This window comes from Corallococcus sp. Z5C101001 (genome assembly GCF_007352635.1).
Lineage (GTDB): Bacteria > Myxococcota > Myxococcia > Myxococcales > Myxococcaceae > Corallococcus > Corallococcus silvisoli.
The window spans coordinates 689586-712201 of record NZ_VKLU01000005.1; the positions used below are offsets into that span (position 1 = coordinate 689586).

The window sequence follows — 22616 nt, forward strand, 5'->3', positions numbered from 1 at the left end:
CGGGTTCACTTACGTCCACGGCGCGAAGACCGGGACCGGGAGGAGGACTTGGAGCCCGGGGACGCAGGCTCCGGCGGATTCTTCGGCGGCTCGGGAGGCGCGGACGACTTCGCGGTCGTGGGAGCCGCCTCCTTCACAGGCGCGGCACTCGGAGCCACGGGCGCTTCGCTTCGCGCGGGCGCGGCGCTCGAACTCCCTGGCGCCGGAGGAGCCCTTCGCGCCGCCTCGGCGGCCTCGCGTGCCTTGTCCAGGGCGCGCTGCTCGGACGCGGTGGGGCCTCGCGTGATGCTCAAGGCCCACGGGTCCCGAGGCGCCTCCGGCTCCGGGGCTGACACGGGCCCCGGCGAGCGTGCCTCGGCCCCGCTGACGGGGACAGGGCGCGCCAGCGGGAGGTCCCTCGCCTCGAGTGCCTCGCCCTGTGAAGGGGATGCGGACTCGGGTGCGCGTGGCGCGCTCGGAGTCCCGCTTGCCCCCGTCGCCCGCTCCACGGACAGGGACTGCTGATCCGAAGCGCCCGTCACCAGGGGCACGGCCTGGTATTGCTGATCCGACGCCCCCACCGCTCGATCCACGGACAGGTAGCGCTGCTCCGACGCCCCCACCGCGCGGGGAACGGTCAGATACCTTTGGTCCGAAGCCCCCGGTGCGCGCGGCACCTCCAGATACTGCCGGTCCGAAGCCCCGGGCACGGCAGACACCGTGAGATAGCGCTGGTCCGAAGCACCCGGCGCCCGCGGGACATCGAGATACGCCTGGGCTCCCCGCCCCTCCACGTACCGCTGCTCGGAAGCCCCCGCGGCGCGAGGCACCTCCAGATAGCGGTACGCCGACACGCCTCCAGGAAGCAGCGTCTGCCCGTACCGCTGTTCCGAGGCACCGGCCGCACGAGCCACCTCCAGATACGGGTGGCGGGCCGGTGCTCCAGCGAGCTGGTCCGAAGCACCCGGCACTCGCTCCACGGACAGGTAGCGCTGATCCGACGCCCCTGGCGCACGCGACGGCGCCAGCACCTCTCCCCCGCCGAGCTTCGTCTCCCCCATCCGCGCCACGGCCTCGTACCGTTGGTCCGAAGCCCCCGGTGCACGCGGCACGTCGAGATGATCCGCTTCCGCGTAGCGCTGATCCGACGCGCCCGGGACTCGCGGCGCATCGACATAAGCTTCCGTGCGCTCGCGGTGGACCTCCGGCACGTCCATCACGCCCCCGCTCCCCGGCAGCGACACCCGGCGCCAGGTCACGTATTCGCGCTCCTGGACACCTGGTACTCGCGTGGACGCCGCCTCCGGACCCGCCTCCGCGTGCTGTCGCTCCTCGACTGGCGGAGGCATGCGCAGGAACCGGATGGACGTATCCTCTGACGGCCCCGCGGGCGGCAGCGTGGCCCGGTTCGAGGACTGCCCGATGCGGCGCGACCGGCCATCGGCGCCGACGAAGTGCGCCTCCACCCGGTACGTGCGCCCGGGCGACAGGCCCTGAAGGTAGAAGCTGCGCGACTCCAGCGCGAAGTCCACCTCGCGCGACACGCCTTCACCGTCGAACACCTTCAATACGGCGCGAGGCGACGGCAAGCCGTCGAGCGCCCGACCCCGGGTCGCGTCGCTGAAGTCCCAGAAGGCGAACAGCGTGTGAGGATCCCGCGCGAGCAGCACCATCGCGTCGTCCTGGTAGTCCAGGGGCAACACGCCCAGGTGCTCTTCCCGCTCGGGCGACGCGTCAGCCGGCGGCAAGCGCGGCGACTGCTCCTCCAAGAGGTGGTGGCGGCGCGCCTCATCTGGCCCCGCCATCCTCGTCACGAAGAAGCCCTCCACCAGCGGCTCGGCCGCATGGGGCGGCTCGCTCGCGGGCGAAGCGGGCGCATCCGGAGCGGCGCCATCGCGAGCGCTCGACGGGCGCGGAGTCGCGACCTCGGGGCCGAGCGACAGCGTGTCCTCGTCATCCGGGTCCCGGCGAGCCTTCTCCCGGGCCGGGAACGTCACCACCCGCGCGGGCTGCGTCCTGGGCCCGCCACTGGGCTGCGTGATGGGCTCCTCGGAAAGTTCTCGTGCATGTGATCCCGCTGCCTCGGCCGGAGGCAGCGGCACGGACTCGGCAGGCGCGGCGTGCACGGGGCCGGAATCCTCCCGTCTGGAATCCAGCGTCCTCGCTTCACCCTTCACGTCCCCCGAGCCACGCTGGGACGTGCCCAGCCCCGCCATGCGCGCGAGCCGCCCCAGGGCGGGAATGCGCTCGGCCAGCGAGGCGACGAACTCCCGCCCCCGGGACGTGCCGGACCCTTGCCGGAGGTATTTCCGGGCCAGTTCCCGCAGGTAGCTCACGGTGACGCCCTTCCGCTCATCCATGGACACCTCGCCTCGTTATGTCGCGGCATACAGGGGGTCAACGCATCCGTCACGGGATGTGTTGGTCTGCCGACCCCGTTCTTCTCCGTCACGCCCGATGACACCTCCGCCTTGTCCAAGTATCCTGCGACCGCTTGAGTGACCTGCCCAGACTTCTCCTGTGCAGCTTTGACGTCATCCCCGGCCCGTCTGGCTCCTCACGCCGACTGACCGAGTATCTGAAGGCGTTGCCTGATCGCTTCTCCGTGGTGGTGCTGTCGGCGAAGACGCCCGACCACTCCCATATCGAGAAGTACCAGGGCGCCCGGCTGCTCCGGGTCCCGGTAGGCTCCGGGGACCTGGCCTCGCGCATCCAGTCCTTCGAACGGGCCGTGCGTCGGCAGCTGGAGAGCGAGGACTACGCCCTCGCCCACTTCACGGACCCCTTTGGCGGCTACGCGCTCTGCGAGCTGAAGGCGGACTACGGCTACCGCCTCATCTATGAGGCCCAGACGTTCCCGTCCCAGGAGCTGCGCTACACCCATCCGCAGACGGACGGGGACCGCCGCTTCCTGTCGAAGATCCGCCGGCAGGAGCTCTTCTGCCTGATGAACGCGGACCTCGTGGTCACCGGCTCGCAGACGACGCGCGCGTACATCCAGGGGCTGGGAGCGGCGGAGGACCAGCTGCGCATGCTGCGCGCGCCGGTGGACCTGCAACCGTACGACCCCGAGGTGCTCGGCGTCCCGGATGGGTCGCCCCTCCGGATGATGTACCTGGGCAGCCACGTGGGCTGGCAGGGCCTGCCCACCCTGCTGCGGGCCACCGCGCTCGCGGCCCAGCAGGTGGACGTGCGGTTGACGCTGGTGGGCGCGCACCATCCGGACTGGAAGCCCCACCTGGACGACCTGGTCAACGACCTGGGACTCAAGGAGAAGGTCGACTTCCAGCCGCCGGTCACGCACGACGACCTGGTGAAGGTGCTGGCGCTCGCGGACGTGGGCGTGCTGCCGCTGGACGACTCGGAGCGCAACCGGCTCCAGGGTGGACCGCTGGCCAAGGTCTCCGAGTATCTGGCCGCCGGACGGCCCGTCATCGCCGCGGACCTGCCCGTCACCCGTGAGCTGATTCCCAAGGACGCCGCGGTCTTCTTCCCACCCGGCGACAGCCGCGCCCTCTCCGAGCGCATCCTCGATCTGGCGCGCGACGTGCCTCGCCGCGTGGCGCTCGGACGGGCTGGGCGCGCGTTCGCGGAGAAGGTGCTGGACGCGCGCCTCATCCGGGGCCAGTTGCTGGACCTCTACGACTCGCTGCTGGAGAAGCGAGGGCACGTGCCGGTGGAGGCCTCCAGCGAACCGCCCGACGTCACGATGACGGGCACGCCCACGAACCGGCTCGCGAGCCTGGGCATGCCGGAGGCGTCGAAGCCCGCGCCGATGCCCAAGGCCCCCGCGAAGCCCGCCGTTGAGGAAGCGGCGGCGCCCCCCGCGAAGGAAGGCGCGGAGGACCTGCCCCTGGTGATGGGGATGGCGCTGGACGATGGGATGGACACGCGGCTCGTGAAGACCGAGCCGGACATGCGGCCCGACGAGGTCCCCATGGTGATGGGGCTGCCGCTCCGCGAGTCCGCCGCGAGCCCACCCGCCGCGGCGCCCGAACCCGCGTCCACGCCGACGTCCAAGACGACCGACGGGGCCGCGAGGAGCGCACTCCCGGTCCCTCCCGAGAAGGAGGAGCCCGAGCCCCTGGGCGGACGGATCGGCGACGCCCCCCAACCCACCGAGATGCTGACGCGTCCCGCCGCGAAGCCGCTCGCGGCGGGGGACGACGCACAGTCCTCCGACACGGGTGACGACAGCGCGGATGCGGCATCGTCCGGGGTGACGGTCGTGCGCCGGCCTTTCGGGGACGGCGAAGGCGACGCGCCCGCCTCTACGGCCACCGTGCGCAAAGCGCCCGGAGACGCCGAGGAGTCGGCCCCGGCCGCCACACCCATCGTGCATCGACCGGCCGGAGATGATGTGGACGCCGCACCGGCGCCCACGCCCATCGTTCGCAGGCCCACGTCCCTGGACGACGACGAGAGCGCCGCACCAGCGCCCACGCCCATCGTCCGCAGGCCCACGTCCCTGGACGACGACGAGAGCGCCGCACCGGCCCCGACGCCCGTCGTCCGCAGGCCCACCGCCCCGGATGACGACGAGCGCGTCTCGCCAGCGCCCACGCCTATCGTCCGCAGGCCTACGTCCCTGGACGACGACGAGAGCGCCTCACCAGCTCCGACGCCCGTCGTCCGCAGGCCTCCATCCCCGGACGACGAGCGCGCCTCACCAGCGCCCACGCCTATCGTCCGCAGGCCCGCCGACCCGGACGACGACGAGCGCGCCTCACCTGCGCCCACGCCCATCGTCCGCAGGCCCGCCGACCCGGACGACAACGAGCGCGCCTCACCTGCGCCCACGCCCATCGTCCGCAGGCCCGCCGACCCGGACGACGACGAGCACGCCTCACCAGCGCCCACGCCCATCGTCCGCAGGCCCGCTCCTCCAGAGGAAGAGGACTCCGCGCCCGTCGTCCGCAAGTCCTCCTCCACGGAGGACGAGCCTTCCGCGTCCAGCGCACGCCGCCCCTCATCACTCTCGGAGGACGAGGAGCGAGCCCCCACGCCCATCGTGCGCCGCGCCAGCGTCACCCGCGATGACGAGTCGCCCGCTCCGACGCCCATCGTGCGCCGGTCCTCCGTGCTGGCGGAGGACTCCCCGGAGCCACCGGCGCCCACGCCCATCGTCCCCATGCGGTCCGTGTTGAGCGGAGCCCGTAGCACCGGGGCCGGGCGGTCGACGCGGCCGAGCGCCACGCCGGATCAGGCCCCCTTCGAACCGCCTCGCCTCTCTCCCTCTCCCCTTCCCATGGCCGACGCGGACAAACCGCTCATCCGTGGCGGCCTCGTCGCGGATGCTGGCCGGCCCTCCTCCTCCCGTCCTCCGGTGCTCACGGAGTCCGACAAGCCGCCCCTCCGAGGGGGTCTCGCGCCGGACGCGGACCGCCCACCGCAGCTGCCGCCCCGCGCCACCGCCCCGCCTCCCGTCCCCCGTCAGGGGCCGCCGCCACGGCTGCTGCCCACGCCGGATCCGCAGGCGAAGACACCACCCGTGCTGAGGCCCTCCACGCCCGCGCACGCCGACGACGAGCCGGAGGAGATCGCCGCCGACGAGGCCCAGTCCCTGGACGACGACGTGAGCCACACGCCGTCGAACGCCAGCGCGGCGCTGGACGAGCCGGAGGAGATCGACAGCGACGAGGTCCACGACGCGGACTCGCTCGACATGGAGGACGCGGAGGCCGAAGACGCAGGGCCCGCGCCCGCGCCCCCTGGCTCCACGCTCAACCCGTGGTTCGCGCAGCTCGCGCACGGGTACTGCCCGCCCGAGGGCGCGCGCTTCGCCCGGCACACCCCGCCCACGAACTTCCCCGGGCGGGATCCGGATGAGGCCGCGTCCCCAGGGGCGACTCCCCCTGTCGGCCAGGGAGCGGTTCGCGGCAAGAACTCGTGAGGCAGCCGACCGAGCACCGCCCGGAAACTTCCCAAGCCTTATACCCGCCCGCTAGGATGTCGCGGTTTTCACTGCACTTTTTGCTGGGTGAAGGGCTTCATGGAGCGTCGCGTCCTCATCGTCGAAAGCCAGAACGACTTCGCACTCAGCATGGCCTCCGTGCTCAAGAGCGCGGGCTACAACACGGCCATGGCCACCACTGCGTCAGACGCGCAGCGGGAGCTGGAGAAACGCCGACCCGATCTGGTCGTCGTGCGCGCGGAGCTGCCGGACCAGTCCGGCTTCGCCCTCTGTGGTCAGATCAAGAAGGGCAAGTGGGGACAGAACCTCAAGGTCCTCCTCCTCTCCTCCGACTCTGGCGTGGAGGGGCTGAACAAGCACCGTGAGACGCCCGCCGCCGCAGATGGCTATCTCGTCATCCCGTTCGAGATGGGAGAGCTCGCGTCGATGAGCGCGGGCATCGTGCCGCCCGGCTCCGATGAGACGGACGCGGACCTGGACGCCGCGCTCTCGGGCGCCCCGCGGGAAGCCCCGCCCCCCATGCCCGGCGTGCGCACCGGCGCCCCGCCCAAGCTGCCCAAGCGCGAGCGCCGCAGCGCGATGACGGACGAGGACAAGTCCTTCATGGACCGGGCCTTCTCGTCCATCGCGGACCGCAAGGCGGAGCTCTTGGCGGAGTCCCGCCAGTTGAAGCGCCCGCCCCCGCGCCGCGAGCTGATGGGCACGCCCGAGGGGAAGATCCAGATCCTCCGGGACGAGCTGAAGACGCGTGAAGCGCAGCTCGCGCGCCTGTCGGAGATCTGGAGCGTCCGCGAGCGGGAGCTGCTGTCCGTCGAGGACCGCCTCCACGAGAAGGACGTGGAGCTGCAGGGCCTGAAGATGCAGGTGGATGACCTGCTGCGGCGCTTCAACGACGCCCAGCAGTCCATCGTCCAGAAGGAGCGCGAGCACGGCGCCACCGTGGACGACCTGCTCCTGCAGAAGTTCTCCTCGGAGAAGGACCTCATCGAGGTCGTCGCCTCCAAGGAGAAGGACATCAACGTCCTGCGCAAGGAGGTCAACCTCCGCGACGAGGAGCTGGCCCGGCGCGGCGCGGACCTGGAGAGCTGGCGCAACGAGTTCGACAAGCTGGAGAAGCACCTCGGCGTCGTCACGCTGGAGTTCGAGGTCAAGGAGCAGAAGCTCCAGGACACCGTCCGCGCCAACGAGGCGGACATCCTCCAGCTGCGCGAGCGCGGCGACCAGTTCGAGTCGGAGCTGGGCCGCACCGTCAGCGAGCGCGACCAGCGCTACGCCGAGCTGGACGGCGAGCTCCAGGCCCTCCAGGAGCGCCTGAGCCAGACGGAGCAGGAGCGCGACGCCACCGTGCGCGGCCTGGAGACCCGGGCCACCACGGCGGAGGAGCACGCCAGCCGCTCCGACGCGGAGATCGAGCGCCTCAACGCCGAGCGCGCCCAACTGGAGCAGCGCCTCACGCAGCAGGTGGCGGACCTGGAGTCGGACATCGCGCGCGTCACTGGCGAGCGCGACCAGCTGCGGCTGGACAAGGACGCCCTGGAGGCGGACCTCACCCAGCGCGTGGAGGAGCGGGACGCGAAGCTCTCCGCGCTCGACCGCGAGCTGCAGGAGGCCATCGCCCGCAACGAGAACAGCGAGGCGGAGCTCAACGCCACCATCCAGCAGCACCGCGAGCGCATCGGTGAGCTGGAGGGCGAGGTCGAAGCCGTCAAGACGCACCTGGAGGACCGCGAGTCGGAGCTCAACGCGGAGCTCCAGGCGCTCCAGCAGGCCAAGGACGCGCTGGAGCAGGACCTCACCAGCCAACTGGAGGACCTGCGCGCCGCGAAGGACGCCCTGGAGGCGGACCTCAACGGTCAGATTCAAGCGCTCAGCGAGCAGCTGGACGCCGCCCAGCGCCAGGGCGAGCAGCTCTCCGCGCGCGTCGCCTCCCTCGAGGACACCGTCGCCCAGCGCGACGGCACCATCGAGGGCCTGCAGTCCGACGTCGCCGAGCGCGACTCGCGCATCTCCGAGCTGACCGGCAACCTGGAGGCCACCAGCCAGCAGCTCTCCGAGACGCAGGGCACGCTCTCCAGCACCGAAGCCACCCTCGCGGAGACGCGCGGCGAGCTCGAGGCCACCAGCCAGACCCTCGCGGACACCCAGGCGACGCTGGCCCGCACCGAGGGCACGCTGTCGGAGACGCGCGGCGAGCTGGAGGCCACCAGCCAGACCCTCTCCGAGACGCAGGCGAACCTCGCGCGGACGGAGGAGACGCTCTCCACCACCCGCGGCGAGCTGGAGGCCACCAGCCAGACGCTGGCCACCACCGAGGCCACCCTCGCCCAGACGCAGGACACGCTGGCGCGCACGGAAGGCACCCTCGCGGAGACGCAGGGCACCCTCGCCAGCACCGAAGGCACGCTCGCGGAGACGCGCGGCGAGCTCGAGGCCACCAGCCAGACGCTCGCGGACACCCAGTCCCGGCTCGCGCAGACGGAGGAGACACTCTCCACCACGCGCGGTGAGCTGGAGGCCACCAGCCAGACCCTCTCCGACACGCAGGGCACGCTCGCCAACACCGAGGGCACGCTCGCGGAGACGCGCGGCGAACTCGAGGCCACCAGTCAGTCGTTGACGGACACGCAGTCGCGGCTGGCGCAAACGGAGGCCACGCTCGCGTCCACCCAGGGCGAGCTGGAGGCCACCAGCCAGACGCTGGCCACCACCGAGGCCACCCTCGCCCAGACCCAGGACACGCTGGCGCGCACGGAAGGAGCCCTCGCGGAGACGCAGGGCACCCTCGCCAGCACCGAGGGCACGCTCGCGGAGACGCGCGGCGAACTCGAGGCCACCAGTCAGACGCTGACGCAGACCCAGGACACCCTGGAGGCGACGCGCGGCGACCTGGCGAAGGTGACCACGCACCGCGATGAGCTGGACGCGGAGCTGAACGAGACGCGCGACATCCTCCAGGAGACCAACGGCCTCCTGGCGCGAACCACCGAGGAGCGCGACGCTCGCATCGCGGAGCTGAAGGCGCTCCACGAGGCGAAGGATTCGCTGGAGCAGGACCTCACGGGCCAGATTGGCCAGCTGCGCGCGGACCTGTCGGAGACGCAGGGCCTCTACGACGCCGAACGCGGCGCGCACGCGAAGCTCGCCGAAGAGACCACCGCGCACATCAACGCCCTCACCGGCGAGCGCGACGGGCTGACCTCAGACCTCTCCGCCACGTCGCAGCAGTTGGCGGACACGCAGGGCCAGCTCGCCGGGACCCAGGACGCGCTGGCCCGCGAGGAGCAGGCCCACGCCCAGGCCCGCCAGGCCGCCGCCAACACCCAGGCGGAGCTGGAGCGCCAGCTCTCCGACTCCCAGGCCAACGGCGAGGACCTGGCCGAACAGCTCATCGTCACCAAGCACGAGCTGGGCACTCGCGTGGCGGAAGTCACGCAGCTGTCCTCCACGCTCGCGCAGACGGAGGACGCGCGCCACCACCTGGAGGACCGCCTCCAGACGCTCACCCACGAGTCGCAGCGCCGTGAGGAGCTCCTCCAGAACGAGGTCGACACCAAGGGCAAGGAGCTGTCGGACACGCTGCGCAAGCTCACCCACGTGACGCAGGAGAAGATGCGTCAGGCGGAGGTGCTCAACCGCGAGGTCGCCACCCGCACCGAACAGGTGAAGCAGCTGGAAGGCCAGCTGGAGGCCCAGGCCGCCGAGTCCAAGAAGCAGGCAGACGCGCTGAACCAGCAGCTCTCGTCGGTGTCCGGCGAGCTGGACGGGACGCGCAAGGCCGTCGCCGACCGCGACGCGCAGCTCCAGCACGCCGCGCAGCACCAGAAGAAGCTCACCAGCGAGCGCGACGGGCTGGCCGGACAGCTCCAGCAGGCCCAGGCCCAGGCCCAACAGCAGGCCCAGCAGGCCGCCGCCGCCGCCGCCGAGGCGAAGAAGCAGGCGGACGACCTGGCCGCGAAGCTGGCCAAGTCCGAGCAGCGCATCGCGCAGCTGGCGCAGGAGGCCCAGAAGTTCGCCGCCGACACCGACGCGAAGCTCAAGGACGCCCAGGCCCAGCTGCAGGCCCGCACCAAGAAGGCCCAGGACCTGGAGCTGGCGCTGGAGAACGCCCAGAGCACCCGGGCCCGCGCGGAGAAGGACCTCAACGCCCGCGTCGCCGCCGCGGAGACCAAGGCCAACGAGGCCGCCGCCCGGCTCGCCACCGCGCAGAAGGAGCGCAAGGACCTGGAGGCCCGTCAGGTCAAGGAGCTGGAGGACCTCAACGCCAAGCAGAAGGCCGAGCTGGAGCGCCGCGAGGCCATCAAGGCCCAGGAGGTCGCCCGCCTCCAGACCTCCGTCCAGGAGAAGAGCAAGGCGCTCAAGGTCGCGGAGCTGGAGCTGGCCCGCTTCAAGAGCAAGGCCCCCGCCCCGGCCGCCGCCCCCGCCGCGAAGGCCGCCGCCAAGCCCACCGAGGACGAGCACCTCGCCGCCACGGTCCAGGCCAACCCGGTCATCCCGGCCGCTGCCAAGCCCCCCGCCAAGGCCGCCGCCAAGCCCGCCGCGAAGAAGGCCGCCCCCACCCCGGTGCCCGTGGACGAAGACGCCCCGGAGCGCACCATGGTGATGCAGCTGCCCACCGCGCCCGCGGCCGAGGACGACTGGACGGCGCTCGTCGACGAGCTGGACAAGTAGCCCGCCCCCCTCCCGGCGGAAACGACAAGGGCCCGCGCACTTCCGAGGAAGTGCCGGGCCCTTCGTTCGTCGCTTGGGGACAACCGGTCCGCGCTACAGCGCCGTGGCCGCCCGGGCCTCGCGGATGAGGTCCCGGAAGTGCAGCGAGCCCAGCACGTCCCGCACCGACACCGGCCGCCCCTCGTCCTGGGCCTGAGCCTGCGCCGCCCGCCAACGCTCCACCAGCGTCCGCGTCGCGATGTACGCCAGCGCGAGGGGGAAGCCCCCCGGCATCACCACCACCACCACCGCCATCGCCAACTTCAGCCACGCCCACATGACCCGCGACCTCGTTCGTCCTGAGATACGCACGCTTTGATGCACGGTACGTGCCCAAGGTGCGAAAATAGTTACGCACCCTGATTCCAAGGGGTTGCATCCCCCACGGCCCTCAAGAGTGCGGACGACGCCCCCACAACCCTGGCATTTTTGCCGCAGTGGGAGGGGTGGGCGTCGGTTAAGTTGACGGGCGTGAGCCCCCCTCGACTGACTTCGGAGATTCGCTCGTTCACCAGCGTGGAGGACGCGGCGCGTCGCCTGGAGGCGGTGGGCTACCTGTCCTCGCCAGAGATCGCCACGGCGGTGTTCCTCGCGGACCGGATGGGCAAGCCCATCCTGGTGGAGGGCCCGGCGGGCGTGGGCAAGACGGAGCTGGCCAAGGCCCTGGCGCAGGCCCTGGACCGGACCTTCCTCCGCCTCCAGTGCTACGAGGGCCTGGACGAGGCCAAGGCCCTCTACGAGTGGGAGTACGCCAAGCAGCTGCTCTACACCCAGCTGCTCAAGGACAAGATCGGGGAGATGACCCAGGGCACCCGGACCCTGGCGGAGGCCGCGGACCGGCTCGCGTCCGGCGACGCCGTCTTCTTCTCCGAGCGCTTCCTGCTCCCCCGCCCCATCCTCCAGGCCCAGCTGTCGGAGACCCCGGCGCTGCTGCTGGTGGACGAAATCGACAAGGCGGATCCGGAGTTCGAGGCCTTCCTGCTGGAGGTCCTGTCTGACAACGCTGTCACGGTGCCGGAGCTGGGCACCATCAAGGCCCGGCACATCCCGCGCGTCATCCTCACCAGCAACAACGCCCGCGAGCTGTCCGACGCGCTCAAGCGCCGCTGCCTGCACCTGCACATCGACTTCCCGGACCGCGAGCGCGAGCTGCGAATCGTCCGCTCGCGGCTGCCGGAGGTCCCCCAGGTGCTGGCCGAGCAGGTGGTGGAGGCCGTGGCCGCCATCCGCGCGCTGGACTTGAAGAAGGCCCCCTCCATCAGTGAGACGCTGGACTGGGCGCAGAGCCTGGCCCTGCTCAACGCCGAGGCGCTGAGCGCGGACGTCGTCGCCGCCACGCTCAACCTCGTCCTCAAATACGAGGGCGACATCGAGAAGGCCCGCGCCAACCTCCCGCAGATCGCCCAGGCCTGACGCGGGGCGCCGTAGCAAGGCGACGGGGAGGGCCCGGCCCGGCGGCTCCCCTGGCGTTTCACGCTTTGCCTCCCCTCGGGGCCTGGGTACAAGGCCTGGAGGCACAAGACCTCAAGCCGTCCCACCCCTAGCCCGACAAGGAACTTCCCGATGAGCTCGACCTCATCCTCCGTGCTGCGCGCCGAACACATCTGGCTCGATGGGAAGCTGATGAAATGGGACGAGGGCAACGTGCACGTGATGACGCACGCCCTCCACTACGGCCTGGGCGTCTTCGAGGGCATCCGCGCCTACAAGACCCATGATGGCCGGCTCGCCGTCTTCCGGCTGCGCGAGCACATCCAGCGCCTGCTCGACTCCGCGCACATCATCATGCTGCAGATGCCCTACACCGAGGACCAGCTGGTGGAGGCGACGCTGGAGCTCCTGCGCAAGCAGAAGCACCTGTTCGCCAACGGCGCCTACCTGCGCCCGGTGGCCTTCATGGGCGACGGCGCCATGGGCCTGGGCGCGGTGAACCCCACCCGCGTGGGCATCACCGCCTGGGACTGGGGCGCGTACCTGGGCGACAAGGGCATGCGCGAGGGCATCCGCGCCAAGGTCAGCTCCTTCACGCGCAACCACGTGAACGTGAACATGGTGCGCGGGAAGATCACCGGCCAGTACGTCAACTCCATCCTCGCCAAGCGCGAGGCGGTGATGGCCGGCTACGACGAGGCCATCCTCCTGGACATCAGCGGCTTCGTCGCGGAGGCGTCCGGCGAGAACATCTTCATGGTGAACAAGAAGGGCATCATCAAGACGCCGCCCCTCTCCTCGCCCATCCTCGACGGCATCACCCGCGACACCGTGCTGCGGCTGCTGCGCGACAGCGGCCGCGCGGTGGAGGAGGTGACGTTCACCCGCGACGCCCTCTACATCTGCAACGAGATCTTCTTCACCGGCACCGCCGCGGAGATCACCCCCGTGCGCGAGGTCGACAACCGCCAGGTGGGCACCGGCAAGCCCGGCCCCATCGGCCAGTTCGTCCAAGACACCTATTTCCGCGTCGTCCGGGGCCAGGAGCCCCGCTATGCGGACTGGCTGACCTACGTTTGAGGACAGTCCGTTGACGTGAAGTCCCGGCCGCTGGGGGAATCGGGTAGAACCCGTACCCGATGCCTCCCGCCGGCCACACGTACGACGACAATCCGTTCAAGCTGGAGAACCCGTCCATCCTCGACATCGCTCCCTTGGAGCCGAAGTCGCTGGAGGACACGGGCCTGAGAATGGGCCTGCTGGCGGACCTGGGCCTCAAGTTCCTCTACTACGCCGGCACGGGCACGGGCGTGGCCATCGCGGAGAGCATGTGCCTGCCCTGGTCCGGCGTCGTCGAGCACGTGGTGGACTTCCTCGCCGCGGAGAAGCTCGTGGACCTGCGCGGCGGCAAGGGCTTTGGCCGCGCGTCCGTGGAGTTCGCCCTCACGGAGAAGGGCCGCGAGTACGCCCGCGACGCCCTCACCCGCTCCACCTACGTGGGCCCCGCCCCGGTCCCCATCGAGCAGTACAACGCCCTCATCAAGAGCCAGACGGAGGAGACGCCCGTCGTGGGCCAGGAGGACCTGCTCATCGCCCTGGGCCACCTCACCGTGCCCGCGGAGCTGATGGACAAGCTGGGCCCGGCGGTGAACTCCGGCCGCTCGCTCTTTCTCTACGGCCCCCCGGGCAACGGCAAGACGAGCCTCGCGGACGCCATCTCCCACATGTTCGGCGGGGAGGTCTTCGTCCCGCACTGCCTCGAAATCGACAACCAGATCATCAAGGTCTTCGACCGGATCATCCACACGCCCGTGTCGCTGGAGATTGGCCGCGACGCCAACGGCCGCCGGCAGACCTTCGAGATGGACAAGCGCTGGGCGCTCTGCCGGCGCCCCTCCGTCGTGGTGGGCGGCGAGCTGACGCTGGAGACGCTGGACCTCATCTACTCGGAGAGCACCCGCTTCTACGAGGCGCCGTTCCAGGTGAAGGCCAACGGCGGCATGCTCCTCATCGACGACTTCGGCCGCCAGAAGGTCCACCCCACGGACCTGCTCAACCGGTGGATCGTCCCCCTGGAGAAGCGGGTGGACTACCTCACCCTGCACACGGGCAAGAAGTTCGAGATCCCGTTCGATCAGCTCCTCGTCTTCTCCACCAACCTGGACCCGAAGGAACTGGTGGACGAGGCCTTCCTGCGCCGCATCAAATACAAGATTGAAGTCGGCAATCCGGACGAGGAGTCCTACCGGGAGATCTTCCGCCGGGTGTGTGAGGCGGCGGGCATCCCCTACGTCGACCAGGCCGTCACCTACCTGGTGGAGCACTACTACAAGCCGCGCAGCATGGAGATGCGCTCCTGTCACCCCCGGGACCTCGTGTCCCTCATCCGAGACGCTGCCCGATACCGGCAAATCCCGCCCGCCCTGTCCAAGGACCTGCTCGACCAGGCGTGCGAAGTGTTCCTGGTGAATCTCTAGTCGGGTTTTATTTGTTCCAACCGCGCGGAATTTCTAGAATCCGCGTGCCGTTGTACCGCCCGGCGCAGCCTCTGAGAAAAAGCGCCCGGGGCGGGCCGGGGCGAGAAGGAGCCGCAGTCCGTGAAGGAACGCTACCAGGACATCGACGAGAAGAACGAGCAGCTGCGCGAGTACCTTGAGATCTACAAGGACAAGCAGCCCGCGCGTGAGTTCCTCGACCGCTTCGAGATGTCGTGGATCTACCACGACGCCGCGCTCGAAGGCGTCGTGTACACGCACCAGGAGCTGATGGCCGCGCTCTTCCCCGAGCGCACCGCGGCCGAAGCCTCCATGATCCCGGTCGTGTTGGAGATCCGCAACCACAAGGCGGTGGCGGACTACATCCGCGAGGAGGCGCAGGGCGCGAAGAAGCAGTCCGCGCTCACGCTCACCACCATCAAGCGGATGCACGACCTCTTCCTGGGCAACACGCCGGAAGCCCTGGCCGAGCGCGCGCGGATGGAGCGCCGCGAGCGCACGGAGAAGGAGCTGGCCAAGGAGCGCGACCGCGCGGGGCTGCGCAAGGACATGCCCCTGCACCGCACCTACTTCCACGACATCACCCAGCCGGCGAAGATCCAGGCCCGGCTGGAGAAGCTCGTGGACCACACCGCCAGCGCGGAGTTCCGTGAGTTCCACCCCATCAAGCAGGCGGCGGTGGTGCAGCACGAGTTCCTGCAGATCTTCCCGTTCACCGAGCACAGCGGGAAGGTGGGGCGCATGTGCAGCAACCTCATCCTGCTGCGCAACGGCTACATGCCCGCGGTCATCCACTCCATCGACCGGCAGCGCTACTACGAGTCCTTCCGCCTGCCCGTCGCCACCTTCCGCACGGTGCTGATGGACGCGATGGAGAACTCGCTCGACAACGGCGTGAAGTACTTCCGCGACCTGGGCCGCAAGTACAAGACCGTCGAGTAGCCGGTACCGGCGGACGGCTTGCCGGGGGAGCGGGCGCCGCGAAGGCGCCCCGCTCTTCCGTGAAGGCCGGGGGGTTCGTCGACACCATTGGGGTGCTGCAACCACCCTGTCCGGAACGTTACGGGGAGAACATCCGACTTCTCGAATCCCCGTGCCGGAGGAAGTAAAAGAAGAACCCCCATGCCTGTGACCCCCTCCATCCAAAGCCGCCGCTCCCAGCTGCCCGCCGGCGGCGAGCTCACGGAGCCTCCGCCAGCGCGGCTCGCGAAGCTGCCTGCCGCCGACAAGCTGGGCCGCCTGCTGCAAGTGGCCAAGGGCCACCGCCGGGCGCTCATCCTGACGCACGACAACCCGGACCCCGACTCCATCGCGGCGGCCGTGTCGCTCGCCCACCTGCTGGAGCGCAAGGCGGGGCTCGAGGCCCACGTCGGCTACGGCGGCATCATCGGCCGGGCGGAGAACATCGCCTTCGTGCGCGTGCTGCGGCTGCCGGTGTCGCACGTGTCCCAGCTGGACTTCAGCCAGTACGACCTCTTCGGCTTGGTGGATACGCAGCCGCCGGTGCGCAACCACTCGCTGCCCCCGCGCTTCCGCGCGGACCTGGTGGTGGATCATCACCCGCTGCGCGAGGAGAGCCTGCTGTCGCCCTTCGCGGACGTGGGCGGTGACTTCGGCGCCACCTCCACGATGCTGGTGGAGTACCTCCGGGCCGCGCGCCTGGAGCCGTCCGTGGAGATCGCCACCGCGCTCTTCTACGGCATCAAGGCGGACACCCGGGACCTGGGCCGCGAGACGACCCAGACCGACGTGGACAGCTACCTGTGGCTGTTCCCCCGCTGCGACAAGCAGCTGCTGGGGCAGATCGAGCACCCGGAGCTGCCCGCGCGCTTCTTCCAGCTGTTCCACACGTCCATCGAGAAGGCGAAGGTCTACGGCACCGCCATCATCACCGACCTGGAGGAGGTCTACTCCCCGGACATGGTGGCGGAGGTCGCCGAGCGGATGATGTTCCTCGAGGGGATGAAGTGGTCCCTGGCGTACGGGTCCTTCCGCAACCAGCTGTTCCTGAGCCTTCGGGTGAAGGACCGGCGCATGAACGCGGGCCGCCTCATCCGCGAGCTGTGCGAGGACCTGGGCGGCTCCTCCGGCGGCCACGGCAGCATGGCGGGCGCACGGCTGCCCCTGTCCGGCAGCGCCAACAAGCGCAAGGCGCTCAAGCGCGAGGTGGTGTCGCGCTTCCTGGAAGCCTTCGGCGTCGCCGAGGAGCGGCCGGTGTCGCTGCTGTCCGCGCAGGACACGTGATCTACTGGGACCACAACGCCGCCGCGCCGGTGCGCCCCGAAGTGGGGACGCTGCTCGCGCGGGCCTTCACTCAGGGAGGCTTCGGCAACGCGTCCAGCGTGCACGCGGGCGGGCGCGAGGCACGAGCCCGGCTGGACGCGGCGCGGGCGAAGGTGGCGCGCGTCCTGGGCTGTGAACCCAAGGAGCTCTGCTTCACCGCGTCCGGAAGCGAGGCGGACGCGCTGGCGCTGGTGGGCGCGTACGCGGCCCGGCCGGTGAAGGAGCGCCGCCGCGTGGTGTCCTCCACGGTGGAGCACCCCGCGGCGCTCGGGGCGCTCACGCGGCTGGAGCAGGAAGGCGCGCAGGTGGTACGGCTGTCCCCCGCTCCCGACGGCCGCGTGCCGCTGGAGGCCGTGCTGGAGGCGCTGACGCCGGACACCGCGCTGTGCTCGTTGATGTGGGCCAACAACGAGACGGGCGTGCTCCAGCCGGTGGCGGAGGCCGCGCGCGCGTGCCGCCAGCGAGGCATCCTCTTCCACACCGACGCCGTGCAGGCCGCGGGCAAGGTGCCGCTCACGCTGCGCGAGGTGGACGCGGACCTGCTCTCCCTCTCCGCGCACAAGTTCGGAGGCCCGCAGGGCGTGGGCGTGCTGGTGGTGCGCAAGGGCGTGGACGTGCGCGCGCTGACGCCCGGACACCAGGAAGGCGGCCGTCGCGGGGGCACGCAGAACGTGCCCTACGCCGAGGCCCTGGCCCTGGCCCTGGAGCTCGCCGCGGCGGAGCAGCCCCAGGTCGCCATGCGGGTCGGCGCGCTGCGCGACGCGTTCGAACAGCAGGTGCTCCAGCGGCTCCCCGGAGTGACGGTGAACGGCGCCGGCGCGCCCCGGGTGCCCAACACGAGCAACCTGCGCTTCGAGGCCGTCGAGGGCGAAGCCCTCCTGATGGCGCTGGACCTGGAGGGCATCTGCGTGTCGTCGGGCGCGGCCTGCGCCTCCGGCACGCTGTCCCCGTCCCACGTGCTGCGCGCCATGGGCCTGTCCCCCACCGAGGCGCGGGCCAGCCTCCGCTTCAGCCTGGGCCCCACCACCACGTCCGCCGAGGCGGAGCGCGTCGTGGAGGCGCTGTGCACGCACGTCCCTCGCGTGCGGGCCCTGGACGCCACGGGCTGAGCCCCGCCCCGGCGTCGCGCGCGGGGCTACCACTTCTGGTCGGGCAGGTTCTTCTCGCGGACCTCCGGGTCGGGCTGGCCGTAGCCAGGAATCCCCTCCTTGGCCTCGTCGGGCTTGGGCGGCAGCCGCTCGTCGCCGTGCCGCGTCTCGCGGGTGGGGGTGTCCTGTTCGGGCTGCTGCTGCTTGCGCTCGTTCGCCATCGTTCCTCCCGGTGCGTGTTCGCGGGAGGAAAGGTCATCATCTGGCGCACGCTCCGCAGCGACCCCCGCCGTCCGGGAGCCCGCGCGCCGGAGCCCTGCCCGCCCGGCTACTCGGCGCCGTCCATGGAACCTGTCGGCGGAGGCCCCCGGTAGGCCGGCATCTCGTCGGTGGTGCCGAACAGACCGCGCACCACCGCCGCGATGGCCAGGGGCGTCCCCACACGCTCGTCGAAGTGCGGCGACAGTGCCCGCGCGTACTCCTCCGCGGAGGGGAAGCGGTCCTCGGGGTTCTCCGCGAAGGCGCGCGCGAGCACCGCGTCCAGGGCCTTGGGCACGTCCGGACGCACGGCGCTCAAGGGGCGGTACTTGCGCGACAGGATGCTGGCGAAGACGTCTTCAGGCGAGGTGCCCACGAAGGGACGCCCCAGCGTGAGCAGTTCGTAGAGCACGACGCTCGCGGCCCACAGGTCCGCCTCCGGCGTCACCGCGCCCTGCAGCGACTCCGGGGACAGGTAGTACGGCTTGCCCAGGACCTCACCGCCCTGGAGCTTCCCGTCCACCAGGACGCGCGACACGCCAAAGTCGCCCAGCTTGATCTCCCCTACCCGCGAGATGAACAGGTTGGACGGAGACACATCGCAGTGGACGATGCCCAGCGGCTCACCGTCCGGCCCGGTGGCGGTGTGCGCGTACGCCAGCGCCTCCATCAGCACCTTGGCCAGGTACACCGCGAAGTCGACGGGCAGCGGAATCCCGCGCGCCTTGCACCGGCGGAGGATGTGGCCCAGGTCGCGCCCGTCCACCAGGTCCATCACCAGGAAGGACACGTCCTCCAGCATCCCCGCGTCCAGCACCTTCACGATGTTGGGGTGGTCCAGCTGGCGCGACAGGTGCGCCTCGCGCGCGAAGAGGTCCACCGACGCGGGGTCCCGGGTGAGCGCGGGCAGCAGCCGCTTGAGCGCCACCGTCCACCCGGCGTACGGCCCGGTGCGCACGCGCGCGCGGTACACCTCGGCCATGCCGCCCTTGCCCAGCAGCGACAGGATTTCGTAGTTGCCGAAGACCCGGACGGGCTTCGACACGGGGGTCGGCGCGTTCACGGGCTGGCGCTTCCAGCTCCTTGCGACTCTCGACCCTGGGTCCGCTTGCGACTGCCGCGGGCCTGCTTCAACAGCTGCTCGTACACCGCTCCTTCATTGGCGAACTGTTGCAGCTCCCGCTCCACCAGCGCGTTGCCTTCCGGCGGAGACCAGCCGTCGTTCAGCGCGCGGCGCAGCGCTTCGTTCGCCATCCGCGGATCCTTCGTCGCCCGCATCACGCACGCCGTCCAGAAGAACGCCTCCGCCCGCGCCTGCGGACTGCCCGCGGCGCGCGCCCGGTCCAGGTACGTGAGCGCGTCCGAGTGCTGGCGCCGCAGGAAGTAGGACACCCCCATGCCCATCAGCGCCCAGGCGTTGTTCTTCTCCTTCTCCTGCGCCAGCACGAGCTGGAACTGCTGCGACGCGCCAATCGGGTTCTGCGCCAGCTGGGACAGCCCCTGCTTCAGGGTGGCCGCCACGTCCACCGGCTCCAGCCGGCGCTGCGCCGCAATCTGCGCGGCACCTCCGGACGGAGGGGACACCGCAGCGACCGGGGATGGGGCGGGGGCGGGGGCCTGAGCTTGACGCTCCGACGCCTGGACCGTCACGGGCGTCAGCGCCGCGCCCTGGTCCGGGGCCCGCAGCAGCAGCAGTCCATTCTTGAGCAGGGCCGGTGACTCACAGCCTCCCTCCAGCTTCACCATGCCTCCCAGGGCCCGCTCCTCGACGTTGTAGACGAGCATGACCACGTAGGACTGGGACGGACTGCACGTGTCCCCCGTCTGGCAGAGCGTCACCTCGCCCAGGAAGACGTTGCCCTGGAAGTCCCCGGTCAGGGCCTGCTGGGCAGCCGGGCGCTGGCAGGGCCCACCGGCCGGAGCCATGCCCACCAGGTGGTCCCCATCCGAGCGCAACTCGATGGGGCCGAAGGCCTCTCCCTGGAAGGTGCCGTTGAAGGTAGGGCCCGCCCAGGCGAGTCCGGAAACGAGGCAGACTCCCGCCGCGAGAGCCAATGTTGAGGTCGGGGGCGACATGTCGGGGACCCGGGCATCATAGAAGTCCACGGGGCGGCTTGTAAACGCGCGAGGACGGCTTGACCGCACGCTGCTCCGTCCTTATCATTTTCCCAGAACGCCTTGGGATTTTCCCAGTGATTCTAAGGGCTTGTAGCGAGATTTGAGCGGTAAAAGGTCTGTTCCCTGCGGGGTGCGTGATGCCCAGCAGAAATTCGAACCGATACGTCCATTCCGGGGTCCGTTTCGGTCGCCATGTGCAAGCCCTCCCCCTTCCGGGGATGAGGGAAGCCTGCGGTGACATGATTTCGGTCCCCACCTGGCTTTCAAGGGTTCAATGGATGCTGGACACACGGCTCGGCGGGGGACTCTTTCTTTGGAGCGGCGGCGGTGAGCGAGACGGCGGTGGATACGGCGGCGGCGGCGGAGAAGAAGGTAACGCTTCGTGAGGAGCTGACGGCGCGCCGCAAGGCGATGACCAACGACCTCATCGACGAGCGGGGCCTGAAGGTCCAGTCTCGATTCCTGGCATCGCCCTACTATCAGAAGGCACGGACGGTGGCCCTCTACGCCCCCATCCGGGGCGAGGTCCCCACCCGGGACATCCTCATCGCGGCCCTGCAGGACGAGAAGATCGTCTGCTATCCGCTGTCCCATGTGCATGGGCGCATCCTGGCGTTCCGGGCCATCAAGTCGGAGAGCGAGCTGGAGCCGGGGCGCCTCGGCGTCCGGGAGCCCAGCAACTCCTCGGACTTGATTGGCGTGGACCAGATCGACCTGTTCGTGGTGCCCGGTCTGGGCTTCAGCCGGGACGGCAAGCGGCTGGGGCGCGGAGGGGGCTACTACGACGCCACCCTCAAGGCGGCCAGCCCGCGCAGCCGGCGGGTCGGTCTGGCGTTCAGCGACCAGATCGTCCGGGACCTGCCCACGACGAGCGACGACGTGGACATGGACCAGATCGTCACGGAGATGGAGGCGCTGCGCGGGCTGTGGCGCAGCTTCGACTTCCTGGACACCTGAGCCTCAGGCGACCAGAGGGACCTTCCACGGGCGGAGCGCGGACCCCAAGTCCGGCCCTGCCCGTCGTCGTTTCTGGGCTAGTGTCCGCGGCGCCATGAACCCGGACGCACTGCGCAAGGCGACCCCCGAAGAGCAGTATGAAGAAGTCACTCGCGGCACCGTGGACCTCCAGGTGCCGGAGGACCTCAAGAAGAAGCTCCAGCGCTCGTATGACAAGGGCAAGCCGCTCGTCATCAAGGCGGGCTTCGACCCCAGCCGTCCCGACCTGCACCTGGGCCACTCGCTGCTGCTCACGCGCATGCGGCGCTTCCAGGAGTTCGGGCACACGGTGGTGTTCCTCATCGGTGACTTCACCGCCCTCATCGGCGACCCCACCGGAAAGAACGCGACCCGGCCCGCCCTCACCCGCGACGAGGTGAAGGTCAACTCGGAGACGTACAAGCAGCAGGTCTTCAAGGTCCTGGACCCGGACAAGACGGTGGTGAAGTTCAACTCGGAGTGGCTCGACGCGCTGGGCACCGAGGGGATGATCCGCCTGGCGGCGCGCTACTCCGTGCAGCGCATGCTGGAGCGCGACGACTTCAAGAAGCGCTACCGGGAGAACCGCTCCATCTCGCTGCATGAGTTCCTCTACCCCCTGCTCCAGGGCTGGGACTCCGTGGCGCTGAAGGCGGACGTGGAGCTGGGCGCGACGGATCAGCTCTTCAACCTGCTGGTGGGCCGGCAGCTGATGAAGGACGAGGGCCTGGAGCCACAGGTCATCATGACGGGCCCCATCCTGGAGGGCCTGGACGCGAAGCTGGTGGACGGCGTCATCACCGGCGACAAGATGTCCAAGAGCCTGGACAACTACGTGGGCATCGACGAGCCGGCGGACAGCATCTTCGGCAAGCTGATGAGCATCACCGACGACCTGATGTGGCGGTACTACAAGCTCCTGTCGTCGATGCCGCTCAAGCAGGTGCTGGAGCTGGAGGAGCGCACGCGCTCCGGCGCGGCCCACCCCAAGGCCGCCAAGGTCGCCTTCGCGCAGGAGATGGCCTCGCGCTTCCAGGGCGAGGAGGCCGGGCGCAAGGCCGCGGAGGACTTCGAGAAGCGCTTCGCCAAGAAGGAGCTGTCGGCGGAGGAGCTGCCCCTGGTGGAGGTCTCGCTCGCGGGCGCGGAGAAGCTGCCGGTGACGAAGCTGCTGCCGGAGACGAAGCTCGTGGCCTCCGCCACCGAGGCGCGCAAGCTGATGGCCCAGGGCGGCGTCCGGGTGAACGGCGAGAAGGTCACCGACCCCAAGGCGGAGCTGGGGGCCGGCGAGTACACCGTGCAGGTGGGCAAGCTGAAGGCGGCGCGGGTGAAGCTGGCCTGAGTCGCGACGACGGACCGCCCGCGCCCTGA

General features: G+C 70.4%; 15 protein-coding genes and 1 other RNA gene. 11 read left to right on the forward strand and 5 right to left on the reverse strand.

Features of this window, described 5'->3' with window-relative positions; genetic code table 11:
• Positions 1–5 precede the first annotated feature (5 nt).
• Positions 6–2339 (reverse strand): DUF4912 domain-containing protein, encoded by a 2334-nt coding sequence (locus FOF48_RS13275; protein ID WP_143901474.1) that lies wholly within the window; start codon positions 2337–2339, stop codon positions 6–8.
• Positions 2340–2566: 227 nt separating this feature from the next.
• Here FOF48_RS13275 and FOF48_RS13280 point away from each other — a divergent pair, with 227 nt between their 5' ends.
• Together FOF48_RS13280 and FOF48_RS13285 are read left to right on the forward strand one after the other, a co-directional pair.
• Positions 2567–5872 carry a glycosyltransferase gene (locus tag FOF48_RS13280; protein ID WP_370456574.1) on the forward strand — a complete coding sequence of 1102 codons (3306 nt, stop codon included), beginning with the start codon at positions 2567–2569 and terminating at the stop codon, positions 5870–5872.
• A 99-nt stretch (positions 5873–5971) separates the two neighbouring features.
• Positions 5972–10561, forward strand: a complete 4590-nt coding sequence (locus FOF48_RS13285; protein WP_143901478.1) for a response regulator — start codon at positions 5972–5974, stop codon at positions 10559–10561.
• 93 nt (positions 10562–10654) lie between these two features.
• Here the strand turns inward: FOF48_RS13285 and FOF48_RS13290 are convergent, their stop codons facing one another.
• Positions 10655–10879, reverse strand: a complete 225-nt coding sequence (locus FOF48_RS13290; protein ID WP_143901480.1) for a hypothetical protein — start codon at positions 10877–10879, stop codon at positions 10655–10657.
• A 192-nt stretch (positions 10880–11071) separates the two neighbouring features.
• On the opposite strand from FOF48_RS13290, the gene FOF48_RS13295 reads away from it, so the two are divergent.
• The 6 genes from FOF48_RS13295 to FOF48_RS13325 all read left to right on the forward strand — a co-directional run bounded on the left by FOF48_RS13295 (position 11072) and on the right by FOF48_RS13325 (position 17918).
• Complete coding sequence (locus FOF48_RS13295; RefSeq protein WP_143901482.1) at positions 11072–12013, forward strand: MoxR family ATPase; 942 nt, start codon at positions 11072–11074, stop codon at positions 12011–12013.
• A gap of 150 nt (positions 12014–12163) precedes the next feature.
• A complete protein-coding gene (locus FOF48_RS13300; protein WP_143901484.1) occupies positions 12164–13111 on the forward strand; it encodes a branched-chain amino acid transaminase in 948 nt (315 codons plus the stop codon).
• A gap of 59 nt (positions 13112–13170) precedes the next feature.
• Positions 13171–14508 carry an AAA family ATPase gene (locus tag FOF48_RS13305; protein ID WP_143901486.1) on the forward strand — a complete coding sequence of 446 codons (1338 nt, stop codon included), beginning with the start codon at positions 13171–13173 and terminating at the stop codon, positions 14506–14508.
• Positions 14509–14628: 120 nt separating this feature from the next.
• Positions 14629–15468, forward strand: a complete 840-nt coding sequence (locus FOF48_RS13310) for a Fic family protein (protein ID WP_143901488.1) — start codon at positions 14629–14631, stop codon at positions 15466–15468.
• Between the two features lie 180 nt (positions 15469–15648).
• Positions 15649–16770, forward strand: a complete 1122-nt coding sequence (locus FOF48_RS13320; protein WP_143901490.1) for a bifunctional oligoribonuclease/PAP phosphatase NrnA — start codon at positions 15649–15651, stop codon at positions 16768–16770.
• Positions 16767–17918, forward strand: a complete 1152-nt coding sequence (locus tag FOF48_RS13325; RefSeq protein ID WP_143901492.1) for a cysteine desulfurase family protein — start codon at positions 16767–16769, stop codon at positions 17916–17918. Before FOF48_RS13320 ends, FOF48_RS13325 begins: the two co-directional genes overlap by 4 nt.
• Positions 17919–17944: 26 nt before the next feature.
• Here the strand turns inward: FOF48_RS13325 and FOF48_RS36450 are convergent, their stop codons facing one another.
• The 3 genes from FOF48_RS36450 to FOF48_RS13335 all read right to left on the reverse strand — a co-directional run bounded on the left by FOF48_RS36450 (position 17945) and on the right by FOF48_RS13335 (position 20231).
• Complete coding sequence (locus tag FOF48_RS36450) at positions 17945–18118, reverse strand: hypothetical protein (protein WP_186001889.1); 174 nt, start codon at positions 18116–18118, stop codon at positions 17945–17947.
• A gap of 107 nt (positions 18119–18225) precedes the next feature.
• Complete coding sequence (locus FOF48_RS13330) at positions 18226–19218, reverse strand: serine/threonine-protein kinase (RefSeq protein WP_143901494.1); 993 nt, start codon at positions 19216–19218, stop codon at positions 18226–18228.
• Positions 19215–20231 (reverse strand): tol-pal system YbgF family protein, encoded by a 1017-nt coding sequence (locus FOF48_RS13335; protein ID WP_143901496.1) that lies wholly within the window; start codon positions 20229–20231, stop codon positions 19215–19217. Before FOF48_RS13335 ends, FOF48_RS13330 begins: the two co-directional genes overlap by 4 nt.
• 159 nt (positions 20232–20390) lie before the next feature.
• Between FOF48_RS13335 and ssrS the strand changes: the two genes are divergently transcribed.
• The 3 genes from ssrS to tyrS all read left to right on the forward strand — a co-directional run bounded on the left by ssrS (position 20391) and on the right by tyrS (position 22587).
• Positions 20391–20581: non-coding RNA, 6S RNA (gene ssrS / locus FOF48_RS13340), on the forward strand.
• Positions 20582–20600: 19 nt separating this feature from the next.
• Positions 20601–21230, forward strand: coding sequence for a 5-formyltetrahydrofolate cyclo-ligase (locus FOF48_RS13345; RefSeq protein ID WP_143901498.1), 630 nt, complete (start codon positions 20601–20603; stop codon positions 21228–21230).
• A 94-nt stretch (positions 21231–21324) separates the two neighbouring features.
• Positions 21325–22587, forward strand: coding sequence for a tyrosine--tRNA ligase (tyrS, locus tag FOF48_RS13350; protein WP_143901500.1), 1263 nt, complete (start codon positions 21325–21327; stop codon positions 22585–22587).
• Positions 22588–22616: the final 29 nt, after the last annotated feature.

Coding starts and splice junctions, on each gene's coding strand:
- FOF48_RS13275 (WP_143901474.1), bottom strand. CDS start 2,339: ATGGATGAGCGGAAGGGCGTCACCGTGAGCTACCTGCGGGAACTGGCC.
- FOF48_RS13285 (WP_143901478.1), top strand. CDS start 5,972: ATGGAGCGTCGCGTCCTCATCGTCGAAAGCCAGAACGACTTCGCACTC.
- FOF48_RS13290 (WP_143901480.1), bottom strand. CDS start 10,879: ATGTGGGCGTGGCTGAAGTTGGCGATGGCGGTGGTGGTGGTGGTGATG.
- FOF48_RS13300 (WP_143901484.1), top strand. CDS start 12,164: ATGAGCTCGACCTCATCCTCCGTGCTGCGCGCCGAACACATCTGGCTC.
- FOF48_RS13305 (WP_143901486.1), top strand. CDS start 13,171: ATGCCTCCCGCCGGCCACACGTACGACGACAATCCGTTCAAGCTGGAG.
- FOF48_RS13320 (WP_143901490.1), top strand. CDS start 15,649: ATGCCTGTGACCCCCTCCATCCAAAGCCGCCGCTCCCAGCTGCCCGCC.
- FOF48_RS36450 (WP_186001889.1), bottom strand. CDS start 18,118: ATGGCGAACGAGCGCAAGCAGCAGCAGCCCGAACAGGACACCCCCACC.
- FOF48_RS13335 (WP_143901496.1), bottom strand. CDS start 20,231: ATGTCGCCCCCGACCTCAACATTGGCTCTCGCGGCGGGAGTCTGCCTC.
- tyrS (WP_143901500.1), top strand. CDS start 21,325: ATGAACCCGGACGCACTGCGCAAGGCGACCCCCGAAGAGCAGTATGAA.